Below are 18,457 nucleotides of genomic sequence, written 5' to 3'. Positions count from 1 at the left end.
GGATTAATCACGACTTCATTTCATCACGCTCAATTCGCCCATCTACCAATTGAATGGTTCGATCACATGTAGCGGATAATCGTGGATCATGGGTCACTAACAATACCGCACAATTTTGTTGCTCATTTACTTCACGAAACAGCTCAAAGACTTCGCTCGCTGTTTGACTGTCCAAATTACCTGTAGGTTCATCAGCGAGGAGTAAAGCAGGCTGAGTGATTAAAGCTCTGGCGATTGCGACACGTTGTTGTTGCCCACCAGAAAGTTGACTGGCTTTTCGTTGTGCAAATTGACTCAATCCTACCGCTTTTAACAAATCATGTGCCCGATCCAAAGCTTGCTGATTGGGTTTGCCATGCGCCAACATTAGAGGCATCAAAACATTCTCAATAACGGTGAACGCTTGAATCAAATGATGAAACTGAAACACAAATCCAATGCTCTTTCCACGCAATTCCGTTCTTTGTTGATCTTCCATTTGACTGGTTGGTTGACCAAGTAAATAAATTTCACCACTGGTGGGTTGATCAAGTAAACCTAAAATATTTAATAACGTACTTTTACCTGAACCTGAGGGTCCAATTAACGCAGCAAAATCTTGACGATGTATCGCAAAATCAATCCCATGCAGCACTTCAATTTCATTGGGTTGTCCAATGTTATAAGACTTTTTCAAAGCCTCTAAACGTAGTACTTCATCATGATTAGACATGACGGATTGCCTCCACAGGATCTAAACGCGCTGCACGACGGGCAGGAATCGCCGCTGCAATTAAACCGCTCAATGTTGCAAGTAATAAAGCGGATCCAATCAAATAAGGTGAAATTGGAATGTAGAATAACCCTGGGCCAAATTCATTAAATGACCAAACCAATGCATAACTGGTCAGGATTCCAACAATAGAACCAAGTAAGCCGAAAATCGCACCTTGAATGAGAAAGATCATCAAAATTTGTTCTCGGCTCGCACCTGTCGCACGCAAGATTCCGATCTCACTTGTACGCTGTACCACTGTAATGGAGAGTACGCTGGCGATCGCAAATGCAACAGATATTCCAACAAATATAATAATCATATTGGTTGAAAGACTTTGCGCTGAAATCGCATTCATCAATTGCGCATTACTTTCAATCCAACTTTCAGCTTTTAATCCAGTGAGACGATGAATTTGAGTCGCGACCTGATCTGCAGAGAAAATATCAGAAACACGAAGATCAATAATGGTAACCCCACCCGGCAAACCCAATAAAGACTGTGCCCGCTTTAGATCGATATACATATAGCGTGAGTCTAGTTCTTTGACCCCGAGTTCAAAAATACCCGTTACATTCATGACGGCGTTAATATCTTGACCGTTATCAACGCGAATTTTACTGCCTACGCGCACACCAAGGTCTTTGGCCAACTCACTTCCGATGAGTACATCATCTGCTTTTAAACGAAGCTGACCAGTTTTTAGATACTCTTGCAAAGGTACAATACGTTGATAACGTGGTAAATCAATCCCCATAATCGCAACTGACTGAATCGCTTCCCCCCGTTTTACCAGTGCAGGTCCTGAAACCATGGGAGAAACGGCATTGAGCGTCTTGATATTGTCTAGATTTTCAAGAACTTCTTGCCAGTTATTGATCGACTTGAGTCTTTGAGCCCTTTGATCTTCATGGATGATGTGTGCTACGCCCTCCGGCACTTTAACGACGCGATTGACCTCATCTGGTGCATGTAAACTAATATGTGCCTGAGTGCCCAACGTACGCTCAATCAAATTGGACTGAAGCCCCTGAATTAATGCACTAATAAAGACAATAACGGCAACACCAATAGCAACACCACCAATAATCATCAGTGTTTGACTGCGACCCTCGCGTAAAAACCCAATAGCGATGAGCCAATTGGTCCATAAACGCTTCATCTTCAAAGTGCTTGTACCTGCTTAGTTCTGACACGCTGATCCGCTTTTACTTGATCAGGCTTTATAACGACCTGATCATTGTGATCCAACCCTGATAAAACTTCAGTCATGGTGGTTCCACGCAACCCTAATTTTACAGATTGACGTTGAACCTTACCCTCTCTTATCACCATAACTTCAGCTTGCGTGGTTGAAGGGTCAATAAGCGCATCATTGGCTATTACTTTGGTTTTATTTCGACGTGCTGTTTCGACATTCACTGAGACTGTCATATCTTGCTTCAAAAAATTGGGTACAGAGTTCACCGCCAATTTGACTTCAACCGTACCACGTTGAGGATCAATATTAGGTGCAATAAAGTTAACTTCAGCTGGAAATGCTTGCTCTGGATAAGCATCTGCAATCACTTCCGCTTTTTGACCCAATTTCAGATAAGGTAAATTTTGCTCATCCACCGCCACTTTAATTTGCGTTGGACTATCAACTGCGACTGTAAAGAGCACCTTTCCAGGTTGAATCGCATCCCCTTTTTCGACTTCACGCGTCAAGATCGTACCCGATACTTGTGCCCGAATTTCACTTTTTGCCAATTGGGCACGTAGTGCATTTAATCTTTCACTTAAGGTTTTTTCTTCCACTTGACCTGGAGCAAGGCTTTGCACCTTCAGTTTTGCCGCAGATAATTGATTTCTCGCTAAGCGTTCAGCTTCTAAGGCTTGTTCTTTTTCCTCTACAGAAAGCACTCCCGGTTCCGTTTGCTGACGACGTCTTGCTTCGCGACTGGCTTGTTGTAATTGGAATTCTGCCGTTTTCAATTCAACCTGCGCTTGTGGATAGCGAATTTTCCGCAATTCCTCTAGCGCAACTTCTGCTTCACGGACTTGTGCTTTTAAATCATCAGATTGAATAATTAACAGTACATCTCCTGCTGCTATTCGTTGACCTTCTTGCACGCGTCGCTCAATCACCACACCCGAAATTTCACTTCCAATTTCACTACGTGCTACATTTTCAGCACGACCTGAAGCGACCACTGTTTGAATCAGTGGTTTTTCTTCGATTAGGTAAGTTTCGACTACAGGACCTTGCCACCAACGGAAAATGAAATATATCCCACCCATCGAAATGAGCAGAATGAGAATCCACCATTTTCGTTGTTTTAAAATACGCAAAGCTTTATCTCCCAATAGGCCTACTTCGGTTTATATTGTCGAGTACAGTAAGCTCTTAAAATATCTGGTGAGCGCTTGTGAAGATGCTTGGTATTCCGCCCCGCAACACGTTTACGCCACATTTCAAAACTACTTTTTTTTAATTGTTGTCGCATCAATCGAATGACTGCACTTTCGTTTAATCCGTATTCCAGCAGAATGGCTTCGAAGGGTGTCCGATCTTCCCATGCCATTTCAATGATTCTAGAAATATCAGCTGTTGTATACAACGCACATGATCCTTTTTTATACGCATTAAACCTCGATGTTAATTGTTCATTCGTGAAAAATATGTGATTTTTTGTTGATTTATAGACACTTCATACACGCTAACGCATTCATTGTATAAAACGATTGATTTTATGATTTTAATCCGTTTCCTAGTTTTTCCATTTTTATCTATTCTTAATACATACAAGGTAGGCAACTCTGTTGCTCTACCGACCAATCATTCAGTCCAACTTTGTGCCCAGTGCAAGCCCCTCTGCACTGGGCTTTTTTTTATTTAAATGATTCAACCAATTTTGGATAAATCAGCCCATCAATATCTAGTTTTACCGTATAAACTCCATTTTCAAGATTAAACTTATTGACATGATAAGTTGATCCATAAATAGAATCTAAAGTTGAAGAGCGTTTAAATACCTTTTGATTTGCCTCAAGATCCAACAAATGTGTGCCTTGAATAAATTGTTCATATTGCTCAGGTTCAACACCAACACGCTTAGACATAATCATCAAAGCATCGTTTCTCGTCTCAGGGTCTTGAATAAATTTGACGGTTCGATCCCATACTTGAAGCACTTTTTTCCACTCTGCTTGATGCCTAGATAAATGCGTCATATTTACCGTCAACGTATCATAGATCAATCCTGGTTTATCTTGAGAACTATAGATGATTTTGGACCCAGCTACGCTTTTTAAAGCTTGATTTGCTACAGGTTGCCATACAGCGATGGCATCCACATCAGGGCTGCTAAACACTTGGGGTAATTCGTTGGTTGCTGCATTAATCAGTTTGATTTCATTGGCTGATATATTTTGATCTGAAAGTGCGGTATTCAATAAATTATGATCGACCAGCCCTTTTTCGACTGCAATCGTTTTACCCTTAAGATCTGCCACACTATGAATGCCCTCTTTTGCAAGAATGACATCATTCCCTGATGAATAATCAGTTGCTAAAATCATAATGCCCCGCGTTCCACCTGAGGCAATGACCAAATTATCCCCATGAGAAACAGAAACCGCATCCAATTGGTTTGCTGCAAAAGCATTCATAGAGGCTGAATAATCAAACCATTTAAACTCTACGTTTAATCCAGCTTCTTTAAACCACCCTTTCTCAATAGCAACTTGCCATGCCACCCATCCTGGCCAATCACTGTAACCAATACGAATCGGTTGCATTGATTTTTCGGCTTGAGCATGTTGACTTGGTTCTGGAATTTTTGCGGTTTTATCACAACCCACGAATAACAGTGCAGTTCCAATGACTCCCCAGACCATCGTTTTCATTGCACCACCTCACCAATGCTCGTGCACTTAAATTTAGTATTGGTAAAATTTGAGGCTTGAATATAATCACGCCATCCACCAAAGTGACTGATATCAAGTGCATCTGCTAAAGCATGGTTTTCACATATAAAGCCTTTCACCCATGTTCCATCAATGAGTTGGACATTGCCAATACCAAGTGGTGCTGGGACTTCAGCAACAATGTCACCGAACAATGCTCTTGGTACATCCCACACTTCCACTTCAATAGAATGACCTGATGTATCTCGTTGTAGCCCCGGCTTAGGTGGCTGAGTATTTTTTAAAGCAAATAGTTTGTAATACGGCGCAGTACGCGTTTTTTTAACCAAGGTGGCTTGTCTGCTCGTTAACTGAAAATTCAGCGGCATGCCTGTAAGATGTGCTCCCACCACTGCTAATTTAACGGTGTGCTCAGATCCTATTGATTTATGAATTTGATAGCCTTGCTTTGACGTTGCTAAATTTAATCCTGAAGTCGCTTGCCATTGCTGACCGAAGTGTGCCAAAGCTTGATCCATCCAAGCGCCAGCAACTAAAGTGATACCACTTGGCAAACCATCATCACGGATGACATTTGGGAGTGCCAATGCTGATAAATCAGCAAAATTAACAAAATTGGTATAAGCCCCCATATGCGAATTCTTTTGGATCGGATCTGCTTCAACATCTGCAATGCGATAAATCGTAGGAGCTGTTGGCACCATCAACGCATCATAATTTTCTAATTGAAGATTAATCTGTCTAGCCCATTCTGCACGCTGATACTCATCTTGCATCACGTCTACAGCATTGAATTGATCAGCTTGATCAATAATTTGCTTAATTAACGGATGACATTGCTCACGTCGAACTTTGTGTTCGACGGCATGCGTACGCTCCGCAACCCATGAGCGGTTATACAATGCGGCAGCCAATTGATTAAATACTGTGAAATCAATCTCTTCAACATGAAATCCGAGCGATTTCATTCGAGTAATGGCTGTTTGAAATGCTTGCTCACTTTGAGTATCACCATAAAATTCTAAGTGATCTGGGATTGCAATCTTGCCCTTCGAAAATTGTGTCGGAACTGTTCTCCGATGCTGTCTTGAATAAGCATCGGTCGCATCATAACCTTGCATCAATTGCGCTACCGTCCAAGCATCATCCACTTGAGTTGCAAAAATTGAGATCACATCAATACTTCGACATGCAGGGATTAAACCCGTGGCTGAAAACCAGCCTTTGGTTGGTTTGAGTCCGACAATATTATTGAAACCCGCAGGAACTCTGCCAGAACCTGCTGTATCAGTACCGAGGGCGAATGGTACATATCCATTTGCTACTGCAACCGCTGAGCCAGAGCTTGATCCACCGCTAATATAATCCGGATTGAAACTGTTTTTTACAGCCCCATAGGGTGAACGCACGCCAACCAATCCCGTGGCAAATTGATCTAGATTGGTCTTGCCCACCACGATTGCACCAGCAGATTTAAGCTTAGCCACGACGGTTGCATCTTGCATTGCTAAATAAGCAGCATCTGGACACGCCGCAGTGGTATAGAATCCAGCAACATCAATATTGTCTTTGACAGCAAATGGCACGCCATATAAAGGAAGATCAGCAATATCCTGATGGGCCAATGCATCAATCTGCGCCTGTATTTGCTCAGCACTGGCTATTGAAATCCAAGCGTGATCATCATTGGAGAATTCAGCAACATAACGCTTTAAGTCATTCAGCTGAATAGTTTGATTTGCATAAGCCTGTTGCCAATCTTGTATAGTCCATAATGTTTGCACGGCGGTGCTCCTTATACGTGTTCCGAATTTTGAGGAATAGGTGGCATGACTGCATCCATCAGCTCTAAATGCCCCTTAATTACCCCTTTTAATGCTTTAAATTGCTCACTTATGGCTTTTAGGTCACTGCTGACCCCTTGCATCAACATCACCTGCATGACTTTGTCATCATCTAATTGGATATGTAGTGAACTAATCACCTGAGTCAAAAACTGTTGCTGTAAATCTATAAGCTGTGTTCTTAATGGCTTTAAACTGACGTCATACAATAAGGTTAAAGTACCGACCATGACTTCATTTCGGCTGACGAGGTCATTGATCAAATGGTGGTTAATCATGTCGACAATGGCTTGAGATCGGCTTTCATAATGTTGATCTACAATTTTTTGATCCATAGCCTGCAATGTATTTTCAGGTAAAGTGATGCTGATCCGCGCCAGCTTCTGTTTAGGCACGTTTGAGCTCCTTAGGTTTTTGAGATTGTTGTAGGTGTAAACCCGCACGGACACTCATCAGTTCAATGAAGAATTGAAGGATGGGATGCTTCGATTGTTTGGATTGATTTGTCGTCATCTACATCACCTCTAGGTATTACAAAAAAAAGGATTGGTAATACTTGGTAAATGCAGAAAACGTGCCAAAACTTTTCTTGATATATATAAAAGAGATCTATGAAAAAAGTCGTCGGAAAGATTCAAAAATGTGCATGAATCAAATTTGTGCACTTGATTTGTTCAATGTTCAGAAATGTAAAAAGACCGCCTTTCTGGAGATAGACGGTCAACTCGAATGGTTATTATTTTGTCTTCTTGTTCTAATGAAATACTTTACTGGATATCAGTGACGAACTCCTCACGCGGAATACGGAATTTCTTCAATCCAATTAACCAATCTTTTTCTGGATTACGGCGACCTAGTGCCAATAGCACCACCGACTTTAAGCCTTTTTCTTTTAAACCTAATAATTCATCCAGACCGTCTTTATCAAAACCTTCCATTGGCGTTGCATCTACACCTAACTCAGCTGCTGCCGCAATTGCCATACCAAAACCAATATGAGCTTGTTTTGCAGTATGGTGGTATTGCTGCTCTTCAGTAAACGTCGAGAACAGGTTCTTTAAGTTTTGCACCACATCCATGGTCGTATCTAAAGGTAAATGACGCTCACGATTCATTGCGTTATAGCGTTCATCGATACGCTCGTCTGGAATCGTATCCCAAGCCGTAAATACCAAAAGATGCGATGACTGGGTAATTTGCGGTTGATTCAATGCAACTGGTGAAATTTTCTCTTTAAGTTCTTGGTTGCTGATCGAGATAATATGGAACGGTTGTAAGCCCGCTGAGGTCGGTGCTAAACGCGCTGCTTCAAGAATTTGATCGACTAATTCTTGCGGTAGTTTTTCACCAGTCATTTGTTTGGTTGCATAACGCCACTGTAAAGCTTCTAATAATTTCATGTATTTACCTATAATGTTTAAATGTGAATATTTTTAATTCTTTAAGCGTATAAAATCGCCAACATTGATTTGAGTGATTGGCTTGGACGACCTAAGAGTTGTTCTAAATCTTGGCTTTGAACTTCATACTGCTGATGTTTAATATCTACAACTGTGCCATGTGTGAGATAGATCATAAATTCGGGCAAACCGATTCTTTTTAACAACTGTTGATAGGCTTCTTCAGTGAGATCGTGATATTCCACTGGTATTGTTTTAATTTGACTCAGCTCATCAGCAATATCTTGATAACTATAAGCTTGGCTGCCGACTAACTCATAGACCTTGTTCTCATGATCATTTTGAATTAAGGCATTTGCTATTGCTTCTCCTAACTCTGCCCTTAACACATAAGGCACTTTTCCCGCACCTCCAGAGAGCTGAATGCCTGTATCGATGACCCTTTCCCCAATAATTTGTGGAATCGCTTCTGCATACATGGTGTTGCGTAGGAGTGTATAATTCAGTCCGCTTGCTTTGAGATAATCTTCAGTTTGAAAATGACTGATCATCAAATCCTTCACCGCTGAATTTTCAATATTTTGAATGGATAAACCTGTGTAATACACATGCTGAACACCTGCTTCACGCGCAGCATCGATAACATTCTTATGTTGTTCAAAGCGATTCATTTCCATCGTTGAAATAAGAAGTAGCTTGTCGACACCCTGAAAGGCTTTGATCAAACTTTCAGGTTGATTGAAATCTCCTTCACGCACTTCAATATGTTCGTTGACATAAGGTTTGGCTTTTTCTAAGTTTCTCGCCAATACAGCAAATTCATTGTTTTGTAGCTGTTGCTTTAATTGTTGCACTACACTTCGCCCTAAATGGCCAGTAGCACCGGTAACTAAAATCATTTAATAACCTTGGATTATTTTTGCAATGATGTAATTTATAGGCGAGTTAAAAAACGAGATCACTATACTGTTGTATAGTGAATTTAGGATTTCATTTGATTAAATTTTATGACGAGATGGGAGGATAGATGGCTGATTTTATGAAAGAGAATGCTGAAACATTAAGCGAAGATGACCAATGTAATTTGATGTTTATTGTGGCGCTTAAAAATGCCATGAACGTCATTAATGGCAAATGGAAACTTGCGATTGTTGCAACCATGATTAAACAGCCACGCCGTTTTAATGAGATTGAACGTCTGCTGCAAGGCATTACACCCAGAATGATTTCTAAAGAGCTCAAAGAACTTGAATTGAACAATGTTGTTGAAAAAATTGAGTCTCTTGATGAAACCACGGGTAAAACAACTGCAATGTATGATCTGACGCCATCAGGTCGTGGCCTAGAAAAGTTGATGGTGCAAATGGCGGTTTGGGGACAAGAGCATAAAGAGAGTTTGAAATAATTATAATTTTTTATAGATCGCATCAAGGCTGTCTATATCTAAAATCAATACCACTATTTTTGAATCAATCACTTGATAGACCAAGCGATACCCTGCCGATCTCAATTTCGCTTTGTACAAATCGACCGATCCACTGAGTTTGTTTTCTATTAAAAGTGAATAATAAATATTGAGGATATTTTTAGATAAATCAATACTTAAATTCTAACTATTATATACTTAAAATTTCATAACCTACCAAACAAAGTTTTAATTTACCAAATAATTAAATTTTTTTCTTAGTAATGGATATTGAAATTTTATTTGCCCACCATTATAAGGAGAACTATTTCTATAATCTTCGATAATCTGTATTATTTCTTCATCTGTTAAAGAAATCATATAACCGCGCTTATCGTTTGCAGTATCCTTACAACGTTGATCTAATAATTTTTGATTTTCACAATCTCGAATCAACAAAAACCCAATTTGACCTCTATTTGGTGAAAATCTTCCTGCAAGTTGGTCGATTTCTGGATTCGAAATTTCATTAGTATAATTTTTACATTCTACAAATATGTAACTACAATGATAATGTAGTGTTAACCAATAGAAAAATCCATTTTTTGCTTCGTTAGTATATTGAATATCAACTCTTTTTCGCCCTTCATGAAGGATTGATTGTTTTTTGGGATAATTTAAACTCGGATAGAATAAAGCTGATAAAATTTTTTCTATAACTTTTTCATACTTGTCAGCGTCATTTCTACCCTTAGGAACACTTTTTAATTCTAATATTAATCCATCCCAATCAATAGACGGTTGATTCTGAATTTCAAGAAAATCTTCGTTAGAAATTGGAGGTTTAGGATTTTGATCTTTATCAGATTTATATTGATGCCAAATATCTTCGCGTCCAAATGTAAGTTCAATTGCTGATGTTTTATTATTACCATAAATATTTATGAGGTCTGTTTTATTGACTTTCATCGAGTCTGTTTTTTTTACGTAATATGCTAAAGGCGACCCTTTTTGAATATATTCTTTTTGTAGTGCTGGAAGAATATAGTGTCTGTAATATTGACTTACTTCATAAGATATCTTTCTTCTAACTATATTCTTAGGAATAAGTAAGAATGTTTCTCCATCATCAGTTACTGGTAATGGTACTTGTGCTTCTTCCCATATTTTCGTCTGCGGATTCCAAATTTTTCCCGAGTTTACGCCAGGTGTTAAAGCAATTCCATAAAAATTACACATATCTTGTGTGTATTCAATTAGCATTGGACGAATAATATTGCAAATTGCATCTGAAATCATATCATCTGCAATTCCATTTATCGTTAGACAAGCATCCTCTATATCTCTTAATAACCCTGTTGTAGCCGCTTTACTTTCACATAGTGCATTCCACAATAGTGTAGAGGATTGTGGTCCAAATCCTGAACCTCTTGATTTTCCCTTTGAATGCCCAATATGAAATTCATTTCTTTCATTTAGATTACTCAATAATTCTTTTGCACGATCGTGATTACCTAAATGTATTTCATCCAAGACTGTTTGAAAAAATTGTTGAACTTGACTTGCGCATTTATGTCCCCAAATCGAGTCAAGATTTTTTAATGCTGTTGGATCGACAAATACTTTAAGATCAGTGCTCAAATCTATGTCGACAAAATCCAAATATGCTTGTGTTAATCCTAAATCATATATTTCTGATATTTTTTTCATGATTAGATATATAGGTTGTTAGTTTAAAAATAATACCATAAGAATTTGATCTTAAATATAATACCGCCAATTTAGGGCGGTATTATAGGCTATACATTAAAAATTAATACTCACTTCCTAAGCCACTGGCGCTAACGTAAACAACACCTGTCCCGTTTTCACCGTTTGCCCTTTTTCAATGGTAATCGCATCTACACGCATACGCTCAGGCGCAATAATTGGAATCTCAATCTTCATCGCCTCAATCACAGCCAAAGTTGCACCTTCTTCCACAATATCACCCGACTGACATTCAATCTTCCAAATAGAACCCGGCATATGCGACTCCACCGCACAGCCACCATCTGGAATTTCAACGCCTTCACCATTATCCAGAAGATCTATGCTTTCAGACACATATTCAGCAAGTCCTGCTTCATGCCAACGACGACGTTCTGCATCAAAGTTGGCTTGTTGCACCGACTTAAATGCCGAAATGGATGCTTGGTTTTCAGTTAAAAAGTCGTTGTACTCTTTTAAGTTCAATACACCTTCTTCAATACGAAGTTTTAGGCGCCCAGCTTTAAAGTCCTCACGCATCTGCATGAGTTCTTCTTCAGACACTTCGTAAAACTTAATTTGGTCAAAGAAGCGTAATAACCACGGTTTACCTTGCTCAAAGTCAGCATTTTTACGGTAGCGTGACCACATTTGTGTAGTACGACCGACAAATTGATAGCCCCCCGGACCTTCCATGCCATAGACACACATATAGGCACCACCAATACCGACAGCATTTTCGGGTGTCCAAGTTCGTGCAGGGTTATATTTGGTGGTGACTAAACGCTGACGTGGATCAAGTGGTGTTGCGACAGGTGCACCAAGGTACACATCGCCCAAGCCCATGACCAAATAACTTGCATCATATACCACGTCTTTCACTGCTTGTTTGTCTTTTAAGCCATTAATACGACGGATAAATTCGATATTGTCTGGACACCACGGTGCATCTGGACGAACGGTTTGCATATAGCGTTCGGTGGCAAGTTGCGTTTGTGAATCTTCCCAAGCCAGTGGTAAATATACAGTCCGTGATGGGACTTGCATCTCGGTCACATCAGGCAATTCAGCTTCAGCCACTTGTAATAAACGCAGTAAATCAAGTTGATCGATTTTTAATGAGTCAAAGTGAATTTGTAGTGAACGAATGCCCGGTGTCAGGTCAATGATGCCGGCAATATTTTGCTTTTGTACCCATTGCATCAAAGCATGAATACGGAAACGTAAGTTTAGATCCAGCACCAATTCGCCATATTCCACCAACATGTAGTTGTTGCCGGCAGGACGATACACCACATCAGGCGCACCATTTTCACCTTTTAAGGTATCGAGAACCGCATTTTTTAGAGTTGCGAGTTCAGGATAGAACGACTCATCAAATGCCACCGCTTCTGTATCTGAAGCTTCTAATTGCGCATGATATTTTTCATTTAAAAGTTTGGCTTGGTGATAGCTTACAGGGACAAATTTCACTTTGTCACCGGCTTTAAGCTGACCGAGTTTCCATAGTTCAGAATGAATCACCACTGCAGGACAAACGAAACCACCGAGACTTGGACCATCTGGACCCAAGATAATTGGCATGTCACCGGTAAAGTCGATGGCACCAATGGCATAGGCATTATCATGAATATTGGATGGATGTAGACCCGCTTCACCACCATCTTCACGTGCCCATTCTGGTTTTGGACCAATCAAGCGGATACCGGTACGGCTCGAGTTAAAGTGAATCTCAAAGGTATTGGCAAAGAAGGTATCAATATCATTTTTGGTGAAGAAATCAGGCGCACCATGTGGGCCGTACATCACCGCAATTTCCCATTCATGGCTAAATGAAGGCACTTGTTCAGGTGCAAGAGCTTTAATTTCATCGCTTGTGAATGCTGTAATTGGGAGCATATCGCCAATCAGTAAGTTACGCCCGGCATGACCACCAAACTGACCCAAGGTAAAGGTTGATTGTGAACCTAAATATTCAGGTACATTTAGCCCGCCTTTGATGCCGATATAGGTGCGGCAACCTGTTGTAATTTTGCCACATTTTAAAATCTGACCTTTACGCACATTCACGGTTTGCCACATCGGAACTTGAGCACCATCTAGTGTTGATGGCATATCGCCACCGGCAAGCACAATTTGACTGTCACAATGGAATTTTAACGTTGGACCTTGTAGCGTACATTCTAAGCCTGCAGTGTTATACGCATTGCCAAGCAATTGGTTCGCAACATTGAGTGATAATGGATCAATCGCACCTGATGGTGGCACACCAACATCCCAGTAGCCCAAACGTCCTGTAACATCTTGCACAGCGGTTTGAATGCCGGCTTGCAAGACTTCAATTTTTTGGGTTTTCCATTCAAAGGTATTGAGGAAGCGTGTAGTTTGTGTGCCGGCTTTAAATACATCACAGTCGATAATGTTTTGTAAATATTCAAGATTGGTTTCAATCCCTGCAACTGAAGTTTTCGCCAAAGTATCCGTCATGGCTTGAATCGCAGAAGCACGATCGTCTGCTGTGACAATGATTTTAGCAATCATCGGGTCATAAAATGATGATACATTCGAGCCTGTTTCCACCCATGTTTCATTTCGGGCATTAGCATCAAACTCCACATGTGTCAGTAAACCGGCACTGGGTTGGAAGTTTTTAATTGGATCTTCAGCGTATAAACGTACTTGAATCGAGTGACCTTTGGATTCCAACTTTTCAGTTGGTGCAGTCCAATCACCGCTTGCAAGTGTCACCATCCATTCCACCAAGTCCACACCAAAGACTTGCTCGGTTACGCCATGTTCCACTTGTAGACGAGTGTTGACTTCCAAGAAATAGAATTCTTGGGTGTCGGTATCCATCACAAATTCAACCGTACCGGCAGAACGGTAGTTCACCGATTGCATCAGTTGGATGGCAACATTTTGGATATAGGCACGTTGCTCATCATTGATATGCGGTGCAGGCGTTTCCTCAATTACTTTTTGGTTACGACGCTGTACTGAACAATCACGCTCACCGAGTGCAATCACTTGACCTTGACCATCACCAAAAATTTGCACTTCAATATGACGAGCATTTTGCACGAATTTTTCCAGATACAAACCGGCATCTTTAAAGTTGGCTTGAGCTAAATAGGATACGGTTGCATAGGCATCTTTCAGTTCAGCTTCGTTCCAGACCAAGCGCATGCCGATCCCACCGCCACCGGCCGTACTTTTCAGCATCACAGGATAACCAATACGATTCGCTTCCGTTAAGGCTTCAGCTTCATCTGCAAGTAATTGACTACCCGGTAATAATGGCACATTGGCTTGAATCGCAAGCTCACGCGCCGTGTGTTTCAGACCAAAGGCACGCATCTGCGCAGAATTTGGTCCAATAAAAGCAATACCCTGTGATTCACATAGGTCGCAGAATTCAGCATTTTCAGACAAGAAGCCATAACCCGGATGAATGGCTTGTGCTCCGGTTTGTTTAGCAACCTCTAAGATTTTTTCAACGTTTAAGTAGCTTTGGCTGGCTGGTGCTTCACCGATATACACCGCTTCATCCGCTAAAGTCACATGCAGTGAATCACGATCGGCCTCTGAATAGACTGCAACTGATTGGATACCGAGTTTTTTAAGGGTACGAATGACACGACACGCAATTGCACCACGGTTGGCGATCAAAACTTTATTCAATCCATATTTTTTAGTCATGGTTATGCGTCCTCGCCTTCACGGATGATCAATTGAATTTTGGTTGGGTTATAGGCATTACAAGGATTATTCAGTTGTGGGCAGTTGGAGATCAGCACGATTAAATCCATTTCCGCTTTAATTTCCACATATTTACCCGGTGCAGAAATACCATCATCAAACTTTAGATGCCCCTCAGAGGTCACGGGCACATTCATAAAGAAGTTAATATTTGGACCGATGTGACGCACGTTTAAGCCGTGTTTTTTCGCAATTGGATGCTGAGACAGCGCAATCATGAAATTGTTACGGCAACTGTGCATTGGGTATTTGTCATGAGCATAACGAACCGTGTTACTTTCACATGAACAAGCACCGCCTAAAGTGTCATGGCGACCGCAGTTATCATCATGAATGGTGGCAATTTTGTTGCCAAAGTTGGTGTATAAAGCTGTACCTTTTTCTAAATAGATTTGTTTATTAATCGCTAAGGTATCAGTTGCGCTATAACGCTCTTCAGGGTTTGAAGCCGAGATAAACAGCGTATCCACCGCTTGGTTGCCTTCTAAATCCACAATACGGAAATATTGCCCTTTTTTGACTTCGCACATCCATGCTTCACCGGCAGGACAAACTTCGCTTAAAACTGATTTTTCTAATTTTACGAGTGCAGTCATGTTGTATTCTCCCAATTAAGCACTGAGTGCGTAGTAACGATTGTTGTTTTGAAATGCACGCTGATTTTGCGGACATGAATCACGACATACATCGCTGTCGCTTAAAGGAAGTGCTTTGTATAAAGACAATTGAACATCGGCAGGAGAATATTCAGCGCTGTAATCTAAAGCATGCGGTGCGGATGATAAGAACACCAAGCAATCCATTTCAATGCGGAGTTCAATCACTTGATTCGTATTGTCAGATGCTACATAGCTAAGATTGCCATGGTCGTCCGGTTGAACTTTAGAAAACAGATTTAACGTACTGCTCAGGTCTGTTGCAGATAAGCCAAATTTGGTCATTTCAAGCAGTAAAGAATCTTTGCCGTTACGGTACATGTCGTTTCGTGCATCTTGGAAGGTTTTTGAACCAAATTGTTGTTCAATTTGTTGTGCAGTACTTGGTGCACAAAATGCATCATTCCAACCGTGGTCATCTTTGACAATGGAAATCATCGCGCGACCAAGATCAGATGCAAGGATATGCCCAGTGCTTAAAAATGCCGTATGTTGCCCTTTTAAGCTGTCTGGCATGTTATACCGTTCGAGCTTGTCTTCGCTATTGACGCAGTACAGTGCCACATTGGCATTTTTACCTAAGGCTTTGAGTTGTAATACTGCGCCACGCTGAATGCGTGCTGACCAGTGGTGTCCACCCGGTAAACGTTCTGTCCAAAGGACTTGATCTTCGTGATAATTTATTGTGCTCATATGCATCCATCCCAATCTTTTACGGTTTACCTCCCGGGCTTTTATCCCTCCGTGTAGCTTGAGCTTGCAACTTAAGCCGTGAACTCTCGGTCGCAGACCTACATGAAACTTCATGTATCGGAACCCTAGATCACTTTATGATTGAATAGATAGATGCAAAGGCTGTGCCAAAGTAATACTCTTTTGTGTTTTAGTATTACTGTCGCTTGATATATAACATTTCTCTTAGAGCTGATTGTATTGAACGGAACTTTATTGAAGTAAACCTGTTGAATCAGTCGGAGTAAAGAATACTCGGTAAGCACCGAAATTAACCTGCGTGCAATTTTCTTGTGCAAAGAAAAAAGCTAACACATGATTCTATTTTGTTTTTTATGAGCGGTTATTTTCTGATTGCTTAAGTAGGTTTAGACTCTGGTTGATATCACGCACAGTGATTAACTTAAAAATCATAACTAAGCTTCCAAGTGCTACGAACAAAAGAAATACAAGTAAAATGATTAAAGTCATCCCTGTGTTTAATGTGCTATCTGAGGTATAACGAGCTAAAAACCAAGTAAAATTTGAAAATATAAAAAAAGCTAAAGAACCGGTGACAGTATATAAGGCACCATACGCTAACCCTTTAAAGACTAATTCCCGTTCTGAATAAATACATTGGATTTCTCCATCTTCAACTTTAAAAAATTTCCATGTAGTGCGAAGGGACTTCACTAAGTAAAAATAGTAATCTGCATATTTGCGTATAAGTATATCGGTTAAAAATGAAGGAATCTCGACACCGCCATTGAGTTGATCACTGGCAATTTTCTTCAAAAAAGGATCTATTGTTTTATTCGGGCTTACAGAGATAAATTCTCGAATGTAAAAAGATGCAGCCTCATATAAATTTTTATTTTCATTAAAACTTTTCAGACTCACAAAATACGTTTTTCGACCGTAAAAGACAGCGACGATACCTATAAGCGTCGTACAAATAATCGAAAATAAGCTGAGATAGTCTGAAACTGAAAATGAAGGTATGAGTTGTATCATGGATATAATCTTAAATTTATAATGAATTGAGTTTTATAATTAAAAAAAAAACACTTAGATAAATGACCAAAATGGTGGACAATGGGCTGAGATCAAATCGTTTACTGTCTACAAACAGATGATGAGTCCAATGTATCGATGTCAGACATCACTCTTAGTTAAAAAAGTATAATCTAAAGCAAAAAATTCGTCTTCATACAAATAATAGCGACTATCTAATTTTCATCTTAACTTTGCTCATTATTAATATGAAGATTCATTCGAGGTTCAATCTTCACTTTATTCAGAATGATTAAACTTTCTTACATGTAATAAAGTTTTCTTGATTCTGAAAATTTAGCTAATTTTTTTATAAATGAATCGAAATAATCTTTTTCCTTATCTTCAGTTCGAAAACCTGCATATAAAGTACGCCTTAACCCCTCTGGTGCAACGCAATCTAGGCGACGTGAAGTGACCCACCCTTTGGTTTCATATTCGTTTACCACCCAATCTGGTAAAGCTGCGATTCCACGCCCACTTGCGACTAACTGAATCAGCATCTGGGTCAGATCTGTGGTTCGAATATTTTTTGGAAGAATATTTGCAGGAATGAACAACTTCGACATGATATCTAAACGATGTTTGTCTACTGGAAATGTAATCAGCGTTTCATCAGCTAAATCTTGAACAGTAATGTTTTTTGCACGTACCAAAGGATGTGTTGTAGATAAAACAAGTCGTGATTCATATTCAAATACTGGGAAATATTCAACTCCCTTTAATGCAATTGGGTCTGCAGTAATCAACAAATCAAATTCGCCATTTTGTAGCAATTCATGAGGATTTGCTTCAAACCCTGATGCGAAATCTAAATCAACATCAGGATATTGGTTTCGATACTGATTTAATATCGGCATGAGCCAATCAAAACAACTATGGCATTCTGAAGAAAATGTAATTCTGCCAGTTTGCCCATGGATAATACGCGTGATATCGCTTTGAGCAATCTGAACTTGCGGTAAAATTTCATCCGCTAACTGCAACAGTCTTAAGCCAACATTAGAAAAAGTAATTGGTCTCGTCTTGCGGTTGACGACTTCAACCCCCATCCACTGATCAAGCTCACGTAACTGATGAGATACGGCTGAAGGTGTAATGCAGAGATCACTCGCTGCAGCGACTAAAGAGCCATGCTCTCTCAAAGCCAATAGCATTTTCAAGTGTTTTAGTTCGATCATATGGGAAAAAACTCAAATCATGATCCCTCT

At 40.1% G+C, this 18,457-nt stretch carries 17 protein-coding genes, 1 pseudogene and 1 riboswitch; of the genes and pseudogenes, 1 reads left to right on the top strand and 17 read right to left on the bottom strand.

What is annotated here, in order from left to right:
* Positions 1-7 precede the first annotated feature (7 nt).
* The 10 genes from AC1M9A_RS02435 to AC1M9A_RS02390 form a co-directional block, all read right to left on the bottom strand.
* Positions 8-712, bottom strand: coding sequence for an ABC transporter ATP-binding protein (locus tag AC1M9A_RS02435; protein ID WP_481595391.1), 705 nt, complete (start codon positions 710-712; stop codon positions 8-10).
* Positions 705-1,916 carry an ABC transporter permease gene (locus AC1M9A_RS02430; RefSeq protein ID WP_481609547.1) on the bottom strand — a complete coding sequence of 404 codons (1,212 nt, stop codon included), beginning with the start codon at positions 1,914-1,916 and terminating at the stop codon, positions 705-707. Before AC1M9A_RS02430 ends, AC1M9A_RS02435 begins: the two co-directional genes overlap by 8 nt.
* 2 nt (positions 1,917-1,918) lie before the next feature.
* A complete protein-coding gene (locus tag AC1M9A_RS02425) occupies positions 1,919-3,088 on the bottom strand; it encodes an efflux RND transporter periplasmic adaptor subunit (protein ID WP_481609546.1) in 1,170 nt (389 codons plus the stop codon).
* 20 nt (positions 3,089-3,108) lie between these two features.
* Positions 3,109-3,357 (bottom strand): TIGR03643 family protein, encoded by a 249-nt coding sequence (locus tag AC1M9A_RS02420; RefSeq protein WP_035263835.1) that lies wholly within the window; start codon positions 3,355-3,357, stop codon positions 3,109-3,111.
* A gap of 271 nt (positions 3,358-3,628) precedes the next feature.
* A complete protein-coding gene (locus AC1M9A_RS02415; RefSeq protein ID WP_481609545.1) occupies positions 3,629-4,645 on the bottom strand; it encodes an ABC transporter substrate-binding protein in 1,017 nt (338 codons plus the stop codon).
* Positions 4,642-6,450: an allophanate hydrolase gene (atzF, locus tag AC1M9A_RS02410; protein ID WP_481609544.1), complete on the bottom strand. Its 1,809-nt coding sequence runs from the start codon at positions 6,448-6,450 to the stop codon at positions 4,642-4,644. Before atzF ends, AC1M9A_RS02415 begins: the two co-directional genes overlap by 4 nt.
* Before the next feature lie 11 nt (positions 6,451-6,461).
* Complete coding sequence (locus AC1M9A_RS02405; RefSeq protein ID WP_035263841.1) at positions 6,462-6,905, bottom strand: CopG family ribbon-helix-helix protein; 444 nt, start codon at positions 6,903-6,905, stop codon at positions 6,462-6,464.
* Positions 6,898-7,023, bottom strand: coding sequence for a hypothetical protein (locus AC1M9A_RS02400; RefSeq protein WP_257219874.1), 126 nt, complete (start codon positions 7,021-7,023; stop codon positions 6,898-6,900). The genes AC1M9A_RS02405 and AC1M9A_RS02400 overlap by 8 nt, the downstream gene beginning before the upstream one ends.
* A gap of 254 nt (positions 7,024-7,277) precedes the next feature.
* Positions 7,278-7,910: an NAD(P)H-dependent oxidoreductase gene (locus AC1M9A_RS02395; protein ID WP_035263843.1), complete on the bottom strand. Its 633-nt coding sequence runs from the start codon at positions 7,908-7,910 to the stop codon at positions 7,278-7,280.
* A gap of 41 nt (positions 7,911-7,951) precedes the next feature.
* Complete coding sequence (locus AC1M9A_RS02390) at positions 7,952-8,809, bottom strand: SDR family oxidoreductase (protein ID WP_481609543.1); 858 nt, start codon at positions 8,807-8,809, stop codon at positions 7,952-7,954.
* Positions 8,810-8,937: 128 nt separating this feature from the next.
* Between AC1M9A_RS02390 and AC1M9A_RS02385 the strand changes: the two genes are divergently transcribed.
* The gene (locus AC1M9A_RS02385) at positions 8,938-9,315 is read left to right on the top strand and encodes a winged helix-turn-helix transcriptional regulator (RefSeq protein ID WP_481609542.1); all 378 of its coding nucleotides are present in this window, start codon (positions 8,938-8,940) and stop codon (positions 9,313-9,315) included.
* Here the strand turns inward: AC1M9A_RS02385 and AC1M9A_RS02380 are convergent.
* The 7 genes and pseudogenes from AC1M9A_RS02380 to AC1M9A_RS02350 all read right to left on the bottom strand — a co-directional run.
* A pseudogene (locus tag AC1M9A_RS02380) lies at positions 9,316-9,462 on the bottom strand (type II toxin-antitoxin system RelE family toxin); the annotation flags it as partial.
* A gap of 102 nt (positions 9,463-9,564) precedes the next feature.
* Complete coding sequence (locus AC1M9A_RS02375) at positions 9,565-11,025, bottom strand: hypothetical protein (RefSeq protein ID WP_481609541.1); 1,461 nt, start codon at positions 11,023-11,025, stop codon at positions 9,565-9,567.
* A 117-nt stretch (positions 11,026-11,142) separates the two neighbouring features.
* Positions 11,143-14,763: an urea carboxylase gene (gene uca, locus AC1M9A_RS02370; protein WP_481609540.1), complete on the bottom strand. Its 3,621-nt coding sequence runs from the start codon at positions 14,761-14,763 to the stop codon at positions 11,143-11,145.
* Positions 14,764-14,765: 2 nt separating this feature from the next.
* On the bottom strand, positions 14,766-15,419 hold the full coding sequence (locus AC1M9A_RS02365; protein WP_481609539.1) for an urea amidolyase associated protein UAAP2: 654 nt from the start codon (positions 15,417-15,419) through the stop codon (positions 14,766-14,768).
* A 15-nt stretch (positions 15,420-15,434) separates the two neighbouring features.
* Positions 15,435-16,172, bottom strand: coding sequence for an urea amidolyase associated protein UAAP1 (locus AC1M9A_RS02360; protein WP_481609538.1), 738 nt, complete (start codon positions 16,170-16,172; stop codon positions 15,435-15,437).
* 28 nt (positions 16,173-16,200) lie between these two features.
* Positions 16,201-16,312: riboswitch (guanidine-I (ykkC/yxkD leader) on the bottom strand.
* A 232-nt stretch (positions 16,313-16,544) separates the two neighbouring features.
* The gene (locus AC1M9A_RS02355; RefSeq protein WP_481609537.1) at positions 16,545-17,207 is read right to left on the bottom strand and encodes a hypothetical protein; all 663 of its coding nucleotides are present in this window, start codon (positions 17,205-17,207) and stop codon (positions 16,545-16,547) included.
* Between the two features lie 302 nt (positions 17,208-17,509).
* Positions 17,510-18,427, bottom strand: coding sequence for a LysR family transcriptional regulator (locus AC1M9A_RS02350; RefSeq protein WP_092766426.1), 918 nt, complete (start codon positions 18,425-18,427; stop codon positions 17,510-17,512).
* Positions 18,428-18,457: the final 30 nt, after the last annotated feature.

It is taken from the genome of Acinetobacter sp. ANC_7634, from assembly GCF_056779875.1.
The sequence above is the reverse complement of the archived record's forward strand: the minus strand, read 5'-3'. Positions and strand labels throughout refer to the sequence as shown.

Bases quoted from the DNA above. Each gene is read 5' to 3' on its own strand.
- AC1M9A_RS02400 (WP_257219874.1), bottom strand. From the start codon at position 7,023: ATGACGACAAATCAATCCAAACAATCGAAGCATCCCATCCTTCAATTC.
- AC1M9A_RS02435 (WP_481595391.1), bottom strand. From the start codon at position 712: ATGTCTAATCATGATGAAGTACTACGTTTAGAGGCTTTGAAAAAGTCT.
- AC1M9A_RS02360 (WP_481609538.1), bottom strand. From the start codon at position 16,172: ATGAGCACAATAAATTATCACGAAGATCAAGTCCTTTGGACAGAACGT.
- AC1M9A_RS02390 (WP_481609543.1), bottom strand. From the start codon at position 8,809: ATGATTTTAGTTACCGGTGCTACTGGCCATTTAGGGCGAAGTGTAGTG.
- AC1M9A_RS02385 (WP_481609542.1), top strand. From the start codon at position 8,938: ATGGCTGATTTTATGAAAGAGAATGCTGAAACATTAAGCGAAGATGAC.
- uca (WP_481609540.1), bottom strand. From the start codon at position 14,763: ATGACTAAAAAATATGGATTGAATAAAGTTTTGATCGCCAACCGTGGT.
- AC1M9A_RS02375 (WP_481609541.1), bottom strand. From the start codon at position 11,025: ATGAAAAAAATATCAGAAATATATGATTTAGGATTAACACAAGCATAT.
- AC1M9A_RS02415 (WP_481609545.1), bottom strand. From the start codon at position 4,645: ATGAAAACGATGGTCTGGGGAGTCATTGGAACTGCACTGTTATTCGTG.
- AC1M9A_RS02350 (WP_092766426.1), bottom strand. From the start codon at position 18,427: ATGATCGAACTAAAACACTTGAAAATGCTATTGGCTTTGAGAGAGCAT.
- AC1M9A_RS02365 (WP_481609539.1), bottom strand. From the start codon at position 15,419: ATGACTGCACTCGTAAAATTAGAAAAATCAGTTTTAAGCGAAGTTTGT.
- AC1M9A_RS02355 (WP_481609537.1), bottom strand. From the start codon at position 17,207: ATGATACAACTCATACCTTCATTTTCAGTTTCAGACTATCTCAGCTTA.
- AC1M9A_RS02430 (WP_481609547.1), bottom strand. From the start codon at position 1,916: ATGAAGCGTTTATGGACCAATTGGCTCATCGCTATTGGGTTTTTACGC.
- AC1M9A_RS02395 (WP_035263843.1), bottom strand. From the start codon at position 7,910: ATGAAATTATTAGAAGCTTTACAGTGGCGTTATGCAACCAAACAAATG.